The organism is Streptomyces brasiliensis, from assembly GCF_014647875.1.
Classification (GTDB): domain Bacteria; phylum Actinomycetota; class Actinomycetes; order Streptomycetales; family Streptomycetaceae; genus Streptomyces; species Streptomyces brasiliensis.
This window is the reverse complement of record NZ_BMQA01000002.1, coordinates 245,154-261,341: the sequence shown is the minus strand read 5'-3', so window position 1 is coordinate 261,341 and position 16,188 is coordinate 245,154. Positions and strand designations below refer to the sequence as shown.

The following is a 16,188-nucleotide window of genomic DNA, read 5'->3' as shown; positions in this document are numbered from 1 at the left end:
GCGGGAAGTGTGAGATCGAACCGCACTTCACGGCACATCGATGTGACGGGCGCATGAAACGGTTTGCCGAACATGCGTAGGGTGCAGACAACTCCTCGGAGGGAGTGCCGGCCAGGACGCACCCTCCACCGGACCGACGGGCGTACGAGCGAAGGAGGGAGCCGGAGCGATGGGCGACCACAAAGAACAACAGCCCCTGCGCGTGGGCGCGGCCGTCCGGCGGCGACGCCGTGCGCTGGAGCTCACCCTCGCCGTCGTGGCCGAGCGCAGCGGCCTGTCCGTTCCCTTCCTGAGCCAGATCGAGAACGACCGGGCGCGCCCGAGCAGAAGCTCCCTGGAGAAGGTGGCCGACGCCCTGCGCACCACGGCCGTCGAACTCCTCGCCGCCGCCGACCCGGCATGCAGCGTCGACGTCGTCCGCGCCGAGAGCGCCGAGCCGGACTTCGCGCCCCAGGTGCGCTCCCTGGTGCGCGGTCACCACCAGTTGCACGCCTCGGAGTTCACCGGCGACCACGACGCGGGCCGCGAATTCCAGCACCGCAACGACGAGTTGATGTACGTCGCCGACGGCGCCGTGGAGATCGAGGCGGAGGGCCGCGCCTACCGGCTCGGCCGGGGCGACACCCTCTACCTCACCGGCGGGGTGCGCCACCGCTGGCGGGCGACGGTTCCCGACACCCGCGTGATCGTCGTGGCGGTGGCCGAACACATCGAGGCGGTCCAGGACAGGGCTCGCTGAGAGTTCCGCGCGAGCATGACGGGCCGTGGATCGTCTGCGGGCCCCTCGTGGCTGGTCGCGCGCACGCGGCGGAGCCGCATATCGACACAGCCCGCGCCCCCTTGGGGCGCTGCCCATCCCGGAGCTGCCCAGTGCGCGTCGTCTCTCTCGTTCCGTCCCTCACCGAGGCCGTCGCCGTTTCGCTGCCCGGGGTTCTCGTCGGTGCTACCGACTGGTGCAGCCATCCGGACGACCTCGACGTCACCCGCGTCCGTGGTACCAAGAACCCTGACCTGGCGCGGATCATTGCGCTGGCCCCCGACCTGGTGATCGCCAACGAGGAGGAGAACCGCGCGGCCGACCTCGACGCCCTGCGCACGGCGGGCCTCGAGGTGCTGGTCACCGAGGTGCGGCAGGTGCCGCAGGCCTTCCGGGAACTGGACCGGGTGCTGACCGCGTGCGGTGCCCCGGCACGTCCCGGGTGGCTGGACGAGGCGGAGCGGATCTGGACGTCGCTCCCCGAGCCCGCGCATCGCACGACGGCGGTCGTGCCGATCTGGCGGCGCCCCTGGATGGTCCTGGGCCGCGACACCTTCGCCGGGGACGTCCTCGCCCGCCTGGGCGTGGACCACCTCCACGCCGGTCACCCGGACCGCTACCCCCGCATCCCGCTGGACGACCTGCGTGCGGCGGCCCCGGACTTGGTCGTGCTCCCGGACGAGCCCTACCGCTTCACGCCCGACGACGGACCTGAGGCATTCGCCGGGCTGAGCTGCGCACTTGTCAGCGGACGGCATCTGACCTGGTACGGCCCGTCGCTGACGGAGGCGCCACAGGTGCTGGCGAGGGCCCTGCGAGCAGTTCGCCGCTGACCAGCCCGCGCACCGTGCCCACGCCGGCCGCGCCCCACGCGGCGACGAGGAGGACGTACAGGCCGACCGCGAGCCAGCCGTAAACGGCGAGCCCCGTGTGCCGGGACAGCGCGGCCGCCCCGGTGACGCAGGTGCCGACGGGGAAGGTGAACGCCCACCACGTCATCGTGAACCGCATGCCCTCCCGCAGGGCCCGCACCACATGCGCCGTGGCGAACCCCAGCCACAGCAGCGCGAACCCCATGACGGGCACTCCGTACAGCACGGCGAGCACGCCGAAGCCCTGGTCGTACGGCGCCGGTACGACCCCCGGCGCGACGTCCGCGAAGATCCCGACGGCGGTGGTGGACTGCCCGAGCGGCCCCAGGACCAGGAACAGCGTCGGCGTGAGCGCCGTCGGCAGCGGGCCCTTCGTGATCAGCCGGGCGAAGACGAGGGGCAGCATCAGCAGCGTCGCGAACAGGCTCACCCCGAACAGCGCGAAGCACGCGAACAGCAGGGTCTCCCGGGGCTGCCCCGGCGGCAGATGCGCCACGAGCAGCGGGCCGAGCGCGGCGGACACCATCGGTGCGACGAGAGGCAGCAGCCACACGGGGGTGGCCTGCCCCGGTTCCACACGGTGCCGTACGGCCATCAGGAACGGCACCGCGACGGCCGACGCCAGCCCGACGACCGTACCGGCGACGAACAGCACGGAGTCGAGCACCACGGCCGGTCCCGTCCCGATCCAGCCCCGCCCGACGGTCATGGCACCGCCGCCGACGGCCAGCAGGGCCATCGACAGGCAGCCGTAGAAGGGGGCCATGGCAGGGTCGAGGAGATGGGCCAGGGCCTGATCGCGATGACGCACCCAGTGCAGGCCCCGGGCGCACGACAGGACCACGAGCATCCCGAACGCCAGCGTCCACACGGCCGCGCACACCGGCAGGGGCACCCGGAGACCGGCGGGCAGGGCGGCACCGGCCGACCCGACGATCGCGGTGCCCATGACGGCGGAGTACCAGTTGGGGCCGAGATGACGCACACGGGTAACCATCCAGCCACCGTCCCGCGAACCAACGCCCCCGACCAGGGGGTTTGCCTCTATGGAGGCATAACCTGTCCTTATGAGCAGCGTGGCGGAACCGCACCAGGCGGACGACGGACACGGCCCCGGCGGGGGACTGGCGCACCGGGTGCCGGACCTGGGGGCGCTGGAACTGCTGCTCGCCGTGGCACGGCTGGGCAGCCTGGGCGCCGCGGCGCGTGAGCTGGGCATCACCCAGCCCGCGGCCAGCAGCCGGATCCGCTCCATGGAACGCCAGATGGGCCTGGCCCTGGTCGACCGCTCACCGCGCGGCTCCCGCCTCACCGACACCGGCGCCCTGGTGACCGACTGGGCCCGGCGGGTGGTGGAGGCGGCGGAGTGCTTCGACGCGGGTGCCCAGGCGCTGCGTTCCCGGCGCGACTCGCGGCTGCGGGTGGCGGCGAGCATGACGATCGCCGAGTATCTGCTGCCGGGCTGGCTCCTTGCCCTGCGCGCGGAACGTCCCGACACGGCGGTCTCCCTGCACGCCGGGAACTCGGCGGCGGTGGCGGAGCGCCTGCTGGCGAACGAGGCGGATCTGGGCTTCGTGGAGGGGCTCTCGGTGCCGACCGGCCTGGACTCCGTGGTCATCGCCCACGACCACCTGATCGTCGTGACGGCCCCCGGCCACCCCTGGGCACGCCGCCGACGCCCCCTGGCCGCCTCCGAGTTGGCCGCGACGCCCCTGATCCTGCGCGAGAAGGGCTCCGGCACCCGCCAGGTCCTGGACAGCGCGCTCGGCGGCCTGGCCCGGCCGCTCATCGAGCTCTCCTCCACCACGGCGGTGAAGGCGGCGGCGGTCAGCGGTGCGGGGCCCGCGGTGCTCAGCGAACTGGCCGTGCGCGAGGAGCTCGCGATGCGGCGCCTGGTGAGCGTGCCGGTCGAGGACGTCGCCCTCGCCCGCGACCTGCGCGCGATCTGGCCGACCGGGCACCGGCCGGTGGGGCCGGCGAGGGAGCTGCTGTCACTGACCCGGGGGTAGCTTAGGCTTGCCGCTGGTCAATACACGGGGTTGGGGCAGCAGGGGGCGCGGCCGATGCAGCATGTGACCGAGGTGTTCCAGCCACTCCAGGCGGACGATCCGCGCGAGGTGGCCGGTTACCGTCTCGCCGCCCGGCTCGGCGCCGGCGGCATGGGGCGCGTCTACCTCTCGCACACGCGGGGCGGCCGACCGGTCGCGATCAAGGTGGTCCGGCCGGAGCTGGCCGACGACCCCGACTTCCGGCACCGGTTCCGGCGGGAGATCACGGCCGCCCAGCGCGTCCGGGGCGCCTACACCGCCGAACTGATCGACGCCGACGCGGACGGCGTCCCGCCCTGGCTGGCCACGCTGTACGTGCCCGGACCCTCCCTGGCGGACGCCGTACGACGCCGCGGGCCGCTGCCGGTGCCCGCGGTGCTGTGGCTGATGGCCGGGGTCGCCGAGGCGCTCCAGGCCATCCACGGCGCCGGCATCGTGCACCGGGACCTGAAGCCGTCGAACGTGCTGCTGGCCTCCGACGGGCCGCGGGTGATCGACTTCGGCATATCGCTGGCCGCCGACATCAGCTCCCACACCGCCACCGGCGCCGCCATCGGCACGCCACAGTTCATGGCACCCGAGCAGGCGACCGCGGACGAGGTCACGGCGGCGACCGACGTCTTCGCGCTCGGCCAGACGGCCGCCTTCGCGGCTCTGGGCAGACCGCTGTACGGCGACGGCCCCTCGGCGACGATCCTGTACCGGATCGTGCACTCGGAGCCCGCCCTGTCCGAGCTGCCCGAGCAGCTCCGTCCCCTGATCGCCCGGTGTCTGGCCAACGACCCGGCGGAGCGGGCCACACTGGCGGAAATTGTCGAGTCGTGCCGGGAGCAGCTGGGAGCGGGCGCCGAACCGGCCGTCTGGCGCGAGGTCACGGCCGGAGGTGACGGTTCCGGCGCCGCTTCCGGCTTCTGTTCCCGCCCCGGTCCCGGCTACCGTCCCTGCCCCGGCTGCCGCCCCCGCTCGCACCCTGGCGCACACCACGCCTCTGATCGCGCCGACGCACGCGACGGTGCCGGACGTGCGGCAGACCAGGCGGAGACGTTCGGCGGTGATCACGGCCGCGGCCGTGACGGCGGGCGCGCTGCTGGCCGCCGGCCTGGCGTGGACGGTGCGGGACGGGTCGGGCGGAGACGACGGCGGGACCGCGACCGGGTCCGCTCCCGGTTCGGCACGGCCGTCGGTGTCCTCGTCCGCGGTGGCGGGTGACGAGGCCTCCCAGGCGGCGGCGGTCGGTGGCCAGGCGCCCGAGGGGTCGTCGGCCGCCTCCCCGACCGAGTCCCGGACGCCGCGACCCGAACCCCACCCCCAGCTCTGGCTCGACGAGAAGGACTCCCTGAGCTTCGCGGACCCGGACCAGCGCAAGGACCGCACGGGCGACATCCGCTTCAGCTGCAAGAAGATCGGCTGCGCGCTGGAGAGCGACACCAGCACGATCACGCAGCTCTTCGGCGAGACGGGAGCCACCCTCGACGAGTGCCGGATCATCATGAAGGGCGCCACGGCCCACAGCTTCTCGGTGACCGCAGCGCCGGACGGCAGCGAGTTCTGCGTCCGGCACCGCAACGGCGACATCGCGCTGCTCGTGCTCCAGACGAAGTCGACCGCACTGTGGGACACCAAGGGGGCCAGCTTCCTGATGGTGGACATGACCATCTGGCGGGACGCGGCGGAGAGCTGACCCGTCGGCTGTGGGAAAACCCGCGGTGCGCCGGAGCCCTGGAGGACGGGGCGCCGGCCAGGCTCAGGCGGCAGGCGGCCCGGCCGCCTTCACGAGCGCCCGCATCACCCGCACGTCCTCGCCCATCTCCGGATGCCACTGCACGCCCAGCACCCACGGCGTGCTCGCCGGCAGCTCGACCGCCTCCACGGTCCCGTCCGCCGCGTACGCCGACGCCACCAGCCCCGTACCGAGCAGGTCGACGGCCTGGTGGTGGAACGTGGGTACGGAGGTCTCCTCCGGCACGACGGCGGCGTAGCGCGTCCCCGGCACAGGCTTGACCGGGTGCCGCCCGAACTGCCCGATCACCTCGGCGTGTCCGTCGATGTGCTGGACCAGGGAGCCGCCGAGGGCGACGTTCAGCAGCTGCATGCCCCGGCAGATGCCCAGAAGCGGCAGGCCCGCCGCCAACGCCGCCTCGATGAGCGCGAGTTCCCATGCGTCCCGGGCCTGCGCGGGCGGCCCGGTGCGGGGGTCGCGCTCGGCGCCGTACCGGACCGGCTCGACGTCGGGGCCGCCCGCGATCACCAGCCCGTCAAGGCGCGCCACCGCAGCAGCCGCATACTCCGGCGCGTCCGGCGGCAGCATCGCGGCGAGTCCTCCCGCCCGCTGCACGAGCCGCGGATAGCCGGCCGGCAGCAACGCCGCCTCCAGTTCCCACGCGCCCCACCGTGCCCCGGACTCCAGATAGGTACTGACCCCGATCAGCGGCCTGCTCGCCATACGACCGTCCTCTCACCAATGGCCTCGACCCATACCTTTGCCGAGGGCCCCGCCCCCGGCAAGCCCCACCTCACGCCAGGAACCCCCGCAGCAGCGCCGCCGTCCCCGCGCAGTGCTCACGCATCATCTCCCGGGCTCCTTCCGCGTCGCCGTCCAGCACCGCCTCCACCAGCGCGGTGTGCTGCCGCTGGGAGTGCTCGAGGTTGCGGACGAGGAGCGGGATGCAGTCGAGGAGATCGTTCACCGTCGCCCGGACCGCCGCGTACTGCGCCGTCAGCGTCGCGGAGCCGCACAGCTCGGCCAGTTTGAGATGGAGCAGGGTGTCGAGGCGCCGGTACTCCGCGAGCGGTGCGTCGTGCGTGCGGGCCAGCGCCTGCCGCAGCCGGTCCGCCTGCTCCGCGCCGAGCCCGTGCGTAGCGCACAACCCCGCCGCTCCCACCTCCAGCACCTCCCGGAAGCGCAGCACGTCCTCGATGTCGACCTCGACGATCCGCCGCCGCAGCTCGTCCTCGCCGAAGACGTCGGCCCGCGGCAGCACGAACGTCCCGCCGTACCGCCCGCGCCGCGACTCGACCAGCCCCTGCTCCTGGAGCACCTTCAGCACCTCGCGCAGCGTCACCCGGCTGATCCCGAGCCGCTCCGCCAACTCCCTTTCGGCGGGCAGCCGTTCACCACCGGGCACCAGCCCGAGCCGCACGACCTGGAGGATCTGCTCCAGCGCCTCCTCGAACCCGTTGCCCGCCCGCACCGGCCGCAGCACCGGCGTCAGCCGGTCGCCCGGACCACCGTCGGCATCCGCCGCCATCCGGCCGTGCCCCCTTCCCAACAAAAGGTTCTCGCCAATACCTTATGGCTCCCGGCCCGGCCGAAAAAGCGCGCAGAAGCCGAAGGAGCACTCCCGTGGCAGACCGCACACCCCCGCTCGGCGTCGAGGAGCTGCACGCCCTCGTCGCGAGCGGTGAGATCGACACCGTCGTCCTGGCCTTCCCCGACATGCAGGGGCGCCTCCAGGGCAAGCGGTTCGCCGCCCGGTTCTTCCTCGACGAGGTCCTCCACCACGGCACCGAGGGCTGCAACTACCTCCTCGCCGTCGACACCGAGATGAACACCGTCGACGGCTACGCGATGTCCTCCTGGGACCGCGGCTACGGCGACTTCGCCATGCACCCCGACCTGACCACCCTGCGCCGCGTGCCCTGGAACGCCGGCACGGCCATGGTGATCGCCGACCTCGCCTGGAACGACGGCTCTCCGGTCGTCGCCGCGCCCCGCCAGATCCTGCGCCGCCAGCTCGAGCGCCTCGCCCAACTCGGCTACACCGCCCAGGTCGGCACCGAGCTGGAGTTCATCGTCTTCAAGGACAGCTACGAGCAGGCGTGGGACGCGAACTACCGGGGGCTGACCCCGGCCAACCAGTACAACATCGACTACTCGGTGCTCGGCACCGGCCGCATCGAGCCGCTGCTGCGCCGCATCCGCAACGAGATGGCCGGCGCCGGCCTCACCGTCGAGTCCGCCAAGGGCGAGTGCAACCCGGGCCAGCACGAGATCGCCTTCCGATACGACGAGGCCCTGGTCACCTGCGACCAGCACGCCGTCTACAAGACCGGCGCCAAGGAGATCGCGGCCCAGGAGGGCGTCTCGATCACCTTCATGGCCAAGTACAACGAGCGCGAGGGCAACTCCTGCCACATCCACCTCTCACTCGCCGACGCGGCCGGCGGCAACGTCATGGCCGGGGACGGCCCGGACGGCATGTCCGACGTCATGCGCCACTTCCTGGCCGGACAACTCGCCGCGCTGCGCGACTTCTCCCTGCTCTACGCGCCCCACATCAACTCGTACAAGCGGTTCCAGCCCGGCTCCTTCGCCCCCACGGCCGTCGCCTGGGGCCACGACAACCGCACCTGCGCCCTGCGCGTCGTCGGCCACGGCCGCTCCCTGCGCTTCGAGAACCGGCTGCCCGGCGGCGATGTCAATCCGCACCTCGCGGTCGCCGGTCTGGTCGCGGCCGGGCTGTACGGCATCGAGCAGAAGCTGGAACTGCCCGAGCCCTGTCCGGGCAACGCCTACACCGCCGAGTTCGCGCACGTTCCCACCACGCTGCGCGAGGCCGCCGAGCTGTGGGAGAACAGCCCGATCGCCCGGGCGGCCTTCGGCGACGAGGTCGTCGCGCACTACCGCAACATGGCACGCGTCGAACTGGACGCCTTCGACGCCGCGGTCACCGACTGGGAGCTGCGCCGCTCCTTCGAACGCATGTGAAACACCGTCAACCGTCGCTGAAAGGCCATCCGTTGTCCGACCCGCACGAGCCTTTGCCGTCCGATCCGCACGAGCTGACGATCCTCAACCCGGCCACCGAGGAGGTCGTCGCCACCGTCCCCGCCGCCACGGCCGAGGACGTGGACGCCGCCGTCGTACGGGCCACGCGCGCCCAAGCGACCTGGGCCGCGCTCCCGCCTGCCGACCGCGCCCGTCTGCTGCGCCGGTTCGCCGACGGCGTGGACCAGCACATCGAGGAACTGGCCCGGCTGGAGGTCCGCGAGGCCGGCCATCTGCTCGGCAACGCCCGCTGGGAGGCCGGCAACGCCCGCGACCTCCTCCTCTACGCGGCCGGCGGCGCCGAACGCCTGCTCGGCAAGCAGATCCCCGTGCCCGGCGGCTGGGACGTCACCTTCCAGGAGCCGTTGGGCGTGGTCGCCGTGATCGCCCCCTGGAACTTCCCGATGCCCATCGCCGCCTGGGGCTCCTTCCCGGCCCTGGCCGCGGGCAACGCGATCGTCCTCAAGCCCGCCGAGACCACCCCGCTCACCGCGCTCCGCCTCGCCGAACTCGCCCTGGACGCGGGCCTGCCCGAGCACCTCTTCCAGGTCCTGCCCGGACACGGCCACATCACCGGCCGCGCCCTGGTCGACCACCCCGACGTGGCGAAGATCGTGTTCACCGGATCCACCCGCACCGGCCGTGAGGTCATGGAGCGCTGCGCCCGCTCGGTCAAGCCGGTCACGCTCGAACTCGGGGGCAAGAGCCCGAACATCGTCTTCTCCGACGCCGACCTGAAGACGGCTGTCGACCCGTTCTCTTTCCTGGACAACTCCGGCCAGGACTGCTGCGCCCGCACCCGCATCCTCGTCCACGAGACGGTGTACGACGAGGCACGCGAGCTGCTCGCCGACGCGCTGGCCGCCGTGGTGGTGGGCGACCCGGCAGACGAGAAGACCCAGATGGGACCGCTGATCTCCCGTCAGCAGCTTGACCGCGTACGGTCGTTCGTGTCCGACGACGCCCAAGCCCTGCGCGGCGGCGCGCCCGACGGGCCCGGCTTCTGGTTCCCGCCGACCGTGCTCACGGGCGAGCGGCCCGACTCGTCGGCCGCCCGCGAGGAGATCTTCGGCCCGGTCGCCGTGCTGCTGCCCTTCACCGACGAGGCCGACGCGATCCGCCTCGCCAACGACACGCCGTACGGTCTGGCGGGCTCGCTGTGGACCCGGGACCTGGGCCGCGCGCTGCGCGTCTCCCGGGCCGTCCGCGCGGGCAATCTCTCCGTCAACTCCCACTCCAGCGTGCGCTACTGGACCCCCTTCGGGGGCTTCAAGCAGTCCGGACTCGGCCGTGAGCTGGGCCCGGACGCCCTGACCGCCTTCACCGAAACCAAGAACGTCTTCATCAGCACGGAGGGTCCCGCACAGTGACCGAAGAAAATGTCTGCCGCCGCCTGGTGGGGCGTACCGCCGTCATCACGGGAGCGGGCAGCGGCATCGGGCTCGCCACCGCACGCCGGCTCGCCGCCGAGGGCGCGCGCGTCGTCTGCGGCGACGTCGACGAGACCCGCGGCAAGGCGGCCGCCGAAGAGGTCGGCGGCCTCTTCGTCAAGGTCGACGTCACCGACGCCGAGCAGGTCGAGGCCCTGTTCAAGGCGGCGTACGACACCTACGGCAGCGTCGACGTCGCCTTCAACAACGCGGGCATCTCGCCGCCCGACGACGACTCCATCCTCGAGACCGGCCTGGAGGCATGGAAGCGGGTCCAGGAGGTCAACCTCACCTCCGTGTACCTGTGTTGCAAGGCCGCGATCCCCTACATGCGCCGCCAGGGCAAGGGCTCCATCATCAACACGGCGTCCTTCGTGGCGAGGATGGGCGCGGCGACCTCGCAGATCTCGTACACGGCGTCCAAGGGCGGCGTCCTCGCCATGTCCCGTGAACTGGGCGTGCAGTTCGCCCGGGAGGGCATCCGGGTCAACGCCCTGTGCCCGGGACCGGTCAACACCCCGCTCCTGCAGGAGCTGTTCGCCAAGGACCCGGAGCGGGCCGCGCGCCGGCTGGTCCACATCCCGGTGGGCCGGTTCGCCGAGGCCGCCGAGATCGCCGCCGCGGTCGCCTTCCTGGCGAGCGACGACTCCTCCTTCGTCAACGCCACCGACTTCCTGGTCGACGGCGGGATCTCGGGCGCGTACGTCACTCCGCTGTAGCGGACGCGGTCCGGGACGTGCACAGGGTCGCGGGTCCTGTGCACGTCCGGACCTGTGTACCGACCCCGGCCTCCCGTCCTACAGTGCCGGGGTGAGCATGACGCCCCCACCCGGCTGGTACCGCGACCCCCACGCCCCCCACCTGGAACGCTGGTGGGATGGCACGGCCTGGACCGGACACCGGCGCCCGCCAGGGGGGACGCCCCCGCCGCAGACCCCTGCCAAGGGCACGCCCGGCCGCGCGAAGGCCGTCGCGCTCGTCGCCGCCGGGGCCGTCCTGGTCGCGGCGATCGTCACCGGCGCGATCGTGCTCGGCACGGGCGACGAGGACGGCGGCTCCACCACGGCGAACACCGCGCCGACGACCACGACGAGCAGCCCGGCTCCGTCGTCACCCTCCCCTTCGCCCACACCCTCCGAGGACCCGGGACGCGTGGTCGACCAGCTCAACGGCATCACCCTGCCGCTGCCCGAGGGCTGGGTCCGGCCGCAGTACGTCGCCCAGGACGACGTCGTCATGACCACCGACGGCACGTACGACTGCCCGGGCGGCATCGGACTGTGCCGGCACGGGCTCGTCAGCACGCGCACCGCGAGCGCGGCCGACGGGACGTCCTCCGAGGCCCTCGCCGAGAGGGACATCGAGGACGCGGCCGACCTCGCCTACGACGAGGACCTCGCCGGGCAACGCCCCTTCGGGGGCATCGAGTCCCATCAGGTCGTGAAATCCGGGCAGGTCGCGGTCGCGGGCCGCGCCGGGTACTTCGTCCGCTGGCGGGTCAGGACCGCCAAGGGGCCCGGCGGTTATGTCCAGTCCCTCGCCTTCCGGTCCAGCGTCGGCAGCGAGGCGCCCGTCCTCGTCCGCTTCGCCTTCGACGCGGGGCCGGACGGGCCGCCGCTGTCCGACATGGACGAGATCACCCGGGGGATCCGAGCGGTGGGCGACGCGGCCACGGGCGGCGGCGTGGGCAGCAGCATCGGCCCGGAAGGCTGACCAGGCCGACCGGTCACAGGAACGTGCGGCCCTCGCCCCGGTAGGTCGGCACGGTCACCGTCACCGCGTCCCCCTCGATCAGGTGCAACACGTCGAACCGCTCGCACAGTTCACCCGCCTTGGCGTGCCGGAACCACACCTTGTCACCGAGGAGGAGATCGTCGGCCGGCGAGCCCAGCAGCGGCGTCTGCACCTCGCCGGCCCCCTCCTGCGCGTCGTACGACAGCCCCTCCGGCAGGTATGGCACCGGCAGCCGGTCGGCACCTGCGGCGCCGGAGGCGGGGTAGCCGCCGCCGAGCACGGTCACCACGCCCACACCGGGCCGGCGTACGACGGGCTGGGCGAACAGTGCCGCCGGACGGCCGGTGAACGACGTGTAGTTGTCGAACAGCCGCGGCACGTACAACCCCGAACCGGCGGCTATCTCCGTCACCGCGTCCTCTGCCGCGGTGTGCTGCACACTGCCCGTGCCGCCGCCGTTGACGAACTCCAGGTCCGGCGCCACGGCCCGCACGGCCCGCACCACCTCGGCCCGCCGCTCGGCCAGCTCACGCCGGGCGGCGGCCTGCATCAGCCGTATGGCCCGCGACCGCAGCGGCCGGCCGGCCACCGCGTCCCCGACACCGGCGATATGACCCTCGTACGCCATGATCCCCACGAGCCGGAAACCGGACCGCCGGGCCACGGTCCGCGCCAACGCGGCGACCTGCTCGGGGGAGTGCAGCGGGGAGCGGCGCGCCCCCACGCGCACCCGGCCGCCGAGCAGCCGCAGCGAGGTGTCCAACTCCAGGCAGACGCGCACCACTTCACGCCCACCGGCACGGGCCGCGTCGATCAGGTCGAGCTGGGCGGGGTCGTCGACCATCACCGTGACGGCGGCGGCGAGTTTGGGATCACAGGCCAACTCGGCGAAACCGGTGCGGTCGGCGGAGGGGTAGGCGAGGAGGACGTCGTCGAACCCGGAGCGGGCCAGCCACAGCGACTCGGCCAGCGTGAACGACATGATCCCCCGGAAGCCGTCCTTCGCGAGCACCCGCTCCAGCAGCGCACGGCAGCGCACGGACTTGCTGGCCACCCGGACCGGCTTCCCGCCCGCACGCCGGACCAGATCGTCGGCGTTGGCGTCGAAAGCGTCCAGGTCCACGATCGCGAGGGGGGCGTCCAGATGGGCGGTGGCCCTGTCGTACCGGGCCCGGTCGGCGGCGCGCGCAGTCATGAACGCAGCCTGCCAGACAGGATTACCGCAGGGTAGGGGGACGTTCCCGGGCAGATACCCCGGGGTCGTGGACTGGTTCCCGTTCGCCGCGGCACAACCCGTAGAGTGACGCGCACGCACGACGGGGCGCCGCCGGCCGCAGACCTGCGCCGGGATGCCGGTCCGCGCGTGCGGGTATGCGTGCCCGGGACGGACGAATCCGCGCGGGCCCGGGCCACGAACACGACGGTCCGCGTACGAGCAGACGGCCCGGGCAACAGGAAACGGGGGGCGAATGAGCACGGAGTCCCGCCACGCCCCCGTGCCGTCCAGGGACACGACGCCCCACCCGCGACGAACCGACGAGCCCCGCCCGGAGACCACGGCGAACGCCCCGAAGCCGGAGACGGAAGCGGGGCGGGCGGGTTCCGGTGCGATCGAGGCGCCAGGTTCGGGTTCGGGTGACTGGCACGCTGCGGGCGAGGAAGCCGCGGCGCGCACGGGAACCGGCCCACGCTTCCCGAGCCTCCGCCCGGGACGTACGCCGCATGCCTCCGCCACCACGCCACCCCCGCCCGCGGCTTCGGCCCGCTTCCCGGACACGCCGCCCACTGCCGGACGTGCACCTGGTCCGGAGGCGGCTCCTGCCGTGGGGCGTCTCACTCGCCCGGACACGCCGCCTACTGCCGGACGTGCACCTGGTCCGGAGGCGGCTCCTGCCGTGGGGCGTCTCACTCGCCCGGACACGCCGCCTACTGCCGGACGTGCACCTGGTCCGGAGGCGGCTCCTGCCGTCGGGCGCCCCACACGCCCGGACACGCCGCCCACCCCCCTGCCCCCCAAGCCGTCGCACCGCCCGGCGGTTCCGTCGCGACCCGCCCCGGTCGAGACCCCGGCGGAGACGACCGCTCGTCTGCGACCGGTACCACCGGCCCCGCAGGCCGAGCATGGGAACGGGCAGGGTTCTCCCGCGCGGCCCGGTTCCGGCACCGTGCCGCCCAGGCCGAGCGCGCGACCGGCCGCCGCTCCCGGTGGAAACCCGACCGCTTCCGGGATCGGGCCGACTTCCTCGCCGTTCGCGCACGTTCCCCCCGTGCCGCGTTCCAGTGGCGGTGAGGGTGTCGCCGAGGCCTCGGCCGAATCGGCGACCGGCCCGCGCTCGGGGTTCACGGCACCTCCGGACCCGGCCACCGCCGACCCCGACGCCGATTTCGAGGCGTTCGCTCCGCGTCCCCGTGCCTCCCTCGTCCCGCCCACGCCCGTGACCGGCCCCGGTCCTGCAGGCGGCGGCCCCGTGTCGCCGGATCCCTCGCTGTCGTGGAGCGCGGTGCCGCCGGCAGCGCGGCCCGTCGTGTCCTTCGGGGAGCCCGAGGGGTACGACGAGCGGGTGCGGCCCCGGCCGTTGGGCGCGCGCGTGCGGCCCCGTACCGCCGCGGCCGCCGCCTGTGTCGTGCTCGGCCTCGGTCTCATCGGCGGTGCGGTGACCGGGAGTTGGCTCACCGGAGGCTCCGGCGGCTCGGGGAGCGACGGAAGCTTCACGTCGGCCGCCGAGCTGTGGCACAGCGTGCCCGTCGACGACCTGTTCCCGCCCACCGTGCAGGGCACCGGCGCGGGACCCGGCGGAGCCGACCGGACCTGGACGCGCATCGCCGTCGCCCCGGACACCGGCTGCGCCGACGCCTTCGACCCGCTGCTGCGCAAGGCACTCGCCCCTGTCGGCTGCCGCCGCCTGCTGCGCGCCACCTACACCGACGCCACTCAGAGCTACGTCACCACTGTCGGCCTCCTGTTCACCAAGGCCGACCCCGCCGGCATGGCCGCCCTCGCCGCCCGCTTCAAGGACGAGCGCCTGGACCGCCGCGACGACCTGATGCCCCGCCCGTACGCCGCCAAGGACACCGTCGCCGAGGACTTCGGCGCCGAGCAGCGCGCCACCTGGACCCTGTCCGTGCTCACCGACGCCCCGGTCGTCGCGTACGCCGTCTCCGGCTGGAGCGACGGCCGTACCGTCGACGACCCCCAGCCCGCCGCCGACGCCATCGCGTCCGGCGCCACCACGGCCCCCGCCCAGGCCGGCCTCGGCCAGGAGGCGCGGGGCCTCGCCGACCGCATCGAACGGCGCCTGCGCAAGACCGTCGGCTCGGCCACGGAGCCGCCCTCATGAACCGCACCACCGGCAGCGCCCTGAGCCTGCTCCTCGCCGGCTCCCTGGTCGTCCTGCCCGCCACCACCGCACACGCCGACGGCATACGCGCCCAGCAGTGGGCCCTGTCCGCCCTGCACACCCAGGACGCCTGGCGCACCACCAAGGGCAAGGGCGTCACCGTCGCCGTCCTGGACACCGGCGTCGAGGCCGACCACCCCGACCTCGAGGGCAACGTGCTGCCCAGCAAGGACTTCATCGGCTTCGGCGCCAAGAAGGGCGACAGCTCCTGGGCCCGGCACGGCACCGCCATGGCCGGCATCATCGCCGGGCACGGCCACGGTTCCGGTGACGCCGACGGTGTCATGGGCATCGCCCCGGAGGCGAAGATCCTGCCCGTCCGCGTGATCCTGGAGGACGGCGACTCCGCCCGCGGCGAGGCCCGCAGCACCCGCGGCAACGCCCTCGCCGAGGGCATCCGCTGGGCCGTCGACCACGGCGCCGACGTCATCAACCTCTCCCTGGGCGACGACTCCGACTCCGCGCACCCGGAGCCGAGCGAGGACGAGGCCGTGCAGTACGCCCTGAAGAAAGGCGTGGTCGTCGTCGCCTCCGCGGGCAACGGCGGTGACAAGGGCGACCACATCTCCTACCCGGCCGCCTACCCCGGCGTCATCGCGGCCGCCGCCGTCGACCGCTACGGCACCCGCGCCGCCTTCTCCACCCGCCGCTGGTACGCCACGGTCAGCGCGCCCGGCGTGGACGTCGTCATCGCCTACCCGGACCACAAGTACTACGAGGGCTGGGGGACGAGCGCGGCCTCCGCCTTCGTCTCCGGCGCGGTGGCCCTGGTCAAGGCGGCCCATCCCGGGCTGACCCCGCCCCAGATCAAGAAGCTCCTCGAGGACACCGCCCGCAACCCCCCGAGCGGCGGCCGCGACGACTCCCGTGGCTTCGGCTTCATCGACCCGGCCGCCGCCATCGAGGCGGCGGGTCGCCTCGAACCGCAGGGCCTGCGCTCGGCCTCGTACGGCGAGAAGTACTTCGGCCCCGGACCCGACACGGCGGAGGCGTCCTCCGGCGCCGCGGACTGGGCGGGCCCCCTCGCGGGCAGCGCCGGCGGCGTCCTGCTGGTCGCGGCGGTGGTCCTGTGGCGCAACCGCCGCGAAACGGGCGACTGAGCCCGGTCACCGGCCGGTCGCGGAGACGGTGTGATCCGGTGCCCCGCCTCGAGCCGGCCCGACCGGCGGCCCACCCCGGGC

The 16,188-nt window shown here is 73.5% G+C and carries 13 protein-coding genes and 1 pseudogene; 10 read left to right on the top strand and 4 right to left on the bottom strand.

The genetic code is table 11. The features are described 5' to 3' along the window. Positions 1-169: 169 nt before the first annotated feature. Positions 170-739, top strand: coding sequence for a helix-turn-helix domain-containing protein (locus IEZ19_RS04870; protein WP_189309728.1), 570 nt, complete (start codon positions 170-172; stop codon positions 737-739). Between the two features lie 131 nt (positions 740-870). Further along, entirely contained in the window at positions 871-1,590 is a 720-nt protein-coding gene (locus IEZ19_RS04865) for a helical backbone metal receptor (protein ID WP_189309727.1), read from the top strand. On the opposite strand, the gene IEZ19_RS04860 is transcribed toward IEZ19_RS04865, so the two are convergent. Beyond that, complete coding sequence (locus IEZ19_RS04860) at positions 1,502-2,626, bottom strand: TDT family transporter (protein ID WP_189309726.1); 1,125 nt, start codon at positions 2,624-2,626, stop codon at positions 1,502-1,504. The two genes, IEZ19_RS04865 and IEZ19_RS04860, sit on opposite strands and share 89 nt — an antisense overlap. A 70-nt stretch (positions 2,627-2,696) precedes the next feature. Here IEZ19_RS04860 and IEZ19_RS04855 point away from each other — a divergent pair, with 70 nt between their 5' ends. Then, positions 2,697-3,638 carry a LysR family transcriptional regulator gene (locus IEZ19_RS04855; protein ID WP_189309725.1) on the top strand — a complete coding sequence of 314 codons (942 nt, stop codon included), beginning with the start codon at positions 2,697-2,699 and terminating at the stop codon, positions 3,636-3,638. A 54-nt stretch (positions 3,639-3,692) separates the two neighbouring features. Continuing rightward, positions 3,693-5,358 (top strand): annotated as a pseudogene (locus IEZ19_RS04850) (serine/threonine-protein kinase). Positions 5,359-5,421: 63 nt separating this feature from the next. Here IEZ19_RS04850 and IEZ19_RS04845 read toward each other — a convergent pair. After that, a complete protein-coding gene (locus IEZ19_RS04845; protein ID WP_189309724.1) occupies positions 5,422-6,120 on the bottom strand; it encodes a gamma-glutamyl-gamma-aminobutyrate hydrolase family protein in 699 nt (232 codons plus the stop codon). Positions 6,121-6,190: 70 nt separating this feature from the next. Next, the gene (locus tag IEZ19_RS04840) at positions 6,191-6,925 is read right to left on the bottom strand and encodes a FadR/GntR family transcriptional regulator (protein WP_189309723.1); all 735 of its coding nucleotides are present in this window, start codon (positions 6,923-6,925) and stop codon (positions 6,191-6,193) included. Between the two features lie 95 nt (positions 6,926-7,020). Between IEZ19_RS04840 and IEZ19_RS04835 the strand changes: the two genes are divergently transcribed. The 4 genes from IEZ19_RS04835 (at position 7,021) to IEZ19_RS04820 (ending at position 11,588) form a co-directional block, all read left to right on the top strand. Beyond that, on the top strand, positions 7,021-8,385 hold the full coding sequence (locus IEZ19_RS04835) for a glutamine synthetase family protein (RefSeq protein WP_189309722.1): 1,365 nt from the start codon (positions 7,021-7,023) through the stop codon (positions 8,383-8,385). Positions 8,386-8,417: 32 nt separating this feature from the next. Next, the gene (locus tag IEZ19_RS04830; protein ID WP_229839957.1) at positions 8,418-9,815 is read left to right on the top strand and encodes an aldehyde dehydrogenase family protein; all 1,398 of its coding nucleotides are present in this window, start codon (positions 8,418-8,420) and stop codon (positions 9,813-9,815) included. Then, the gene (locus IEZ19_RS04825; RefSeq protein WP_189309721.1) at positions 9,812-10,594 is read left to right on the top strand and encodes a 3-oxoacyl-ACP reductase; all 783 of its coding nucleotides are present in this window, start codon (positions 9,812-9,814) and stop codon (positions 10,592-10,594) included. The genes IEZ19_RS04830 and IEZ19_RS04825 overlap by 4 nt, the downstream gene beginning before the upstream one ends. Positions 10,595-10,691: 97 nt before the next feature. Continuing rightward, complete coding sequence (locus tag IEZ19_RS04820; RefSeq protein ID WP_189309922.1) at positions 10,692-11,588, top strand: DUF2510 domain-containing protein; 897 nt, start codon at positions 10,692-10,694, stop codon at positions 11,586-11,588. A gap of 13 nt (positions 11,589-11,601) precedes the next feature. On the opposite strand, the gene IEZ19_RS04815 is transcribed toward IEZ19_RS04820, so the two are convergent. After that, on the bottom strand, positions 11,602-12,804 hold the full coding sequence (locus IEZ19_RS04815) for an amino acid deaminase/aldolase (protein WP_189309720.1): 1,203 nt from the start codon (positions 12,802-12,804) through the stop codon (positions 11,602-11,604). Between the two features lie 1,072 nt (positions 12,805-13,876). On the opposite strand from IEZ19_RS04815, the gene IEZ19_RS04810 reads away from it, so the two are divergent. Both IEZ19_RS04810 and mycP read left to right on the top strand, forming a co-directional pair. Then, positions 13,877-14,947 (top strand): hypothetical protein, encoded by a 1,071-nt coding sequence (locus tag IEZ19_RS04810; protein ID WP_229839955.1) that lies wholly within the window; start codon positions 13,877-13,879, stop codon positions 14,945-14,947. Then, on the top strand, positions 14,944-16,107 hold the full coding sequence (gene mycP, locus IEZ19_RS04805) for a type VII secretion-associated serine protease mycosin (RefSeq protein WP_189309719.1): 1,164 nt from the start codon (positions 14,944-14,946) through the stop codon (positions 16,105-16,107). The genes IEZ19_RS04810 and mycP overlap by 4 nt, the downstream gene beginning before the upstream one ends. Positions 16,108-16,188: the final 81 nt, after the last annotated feature.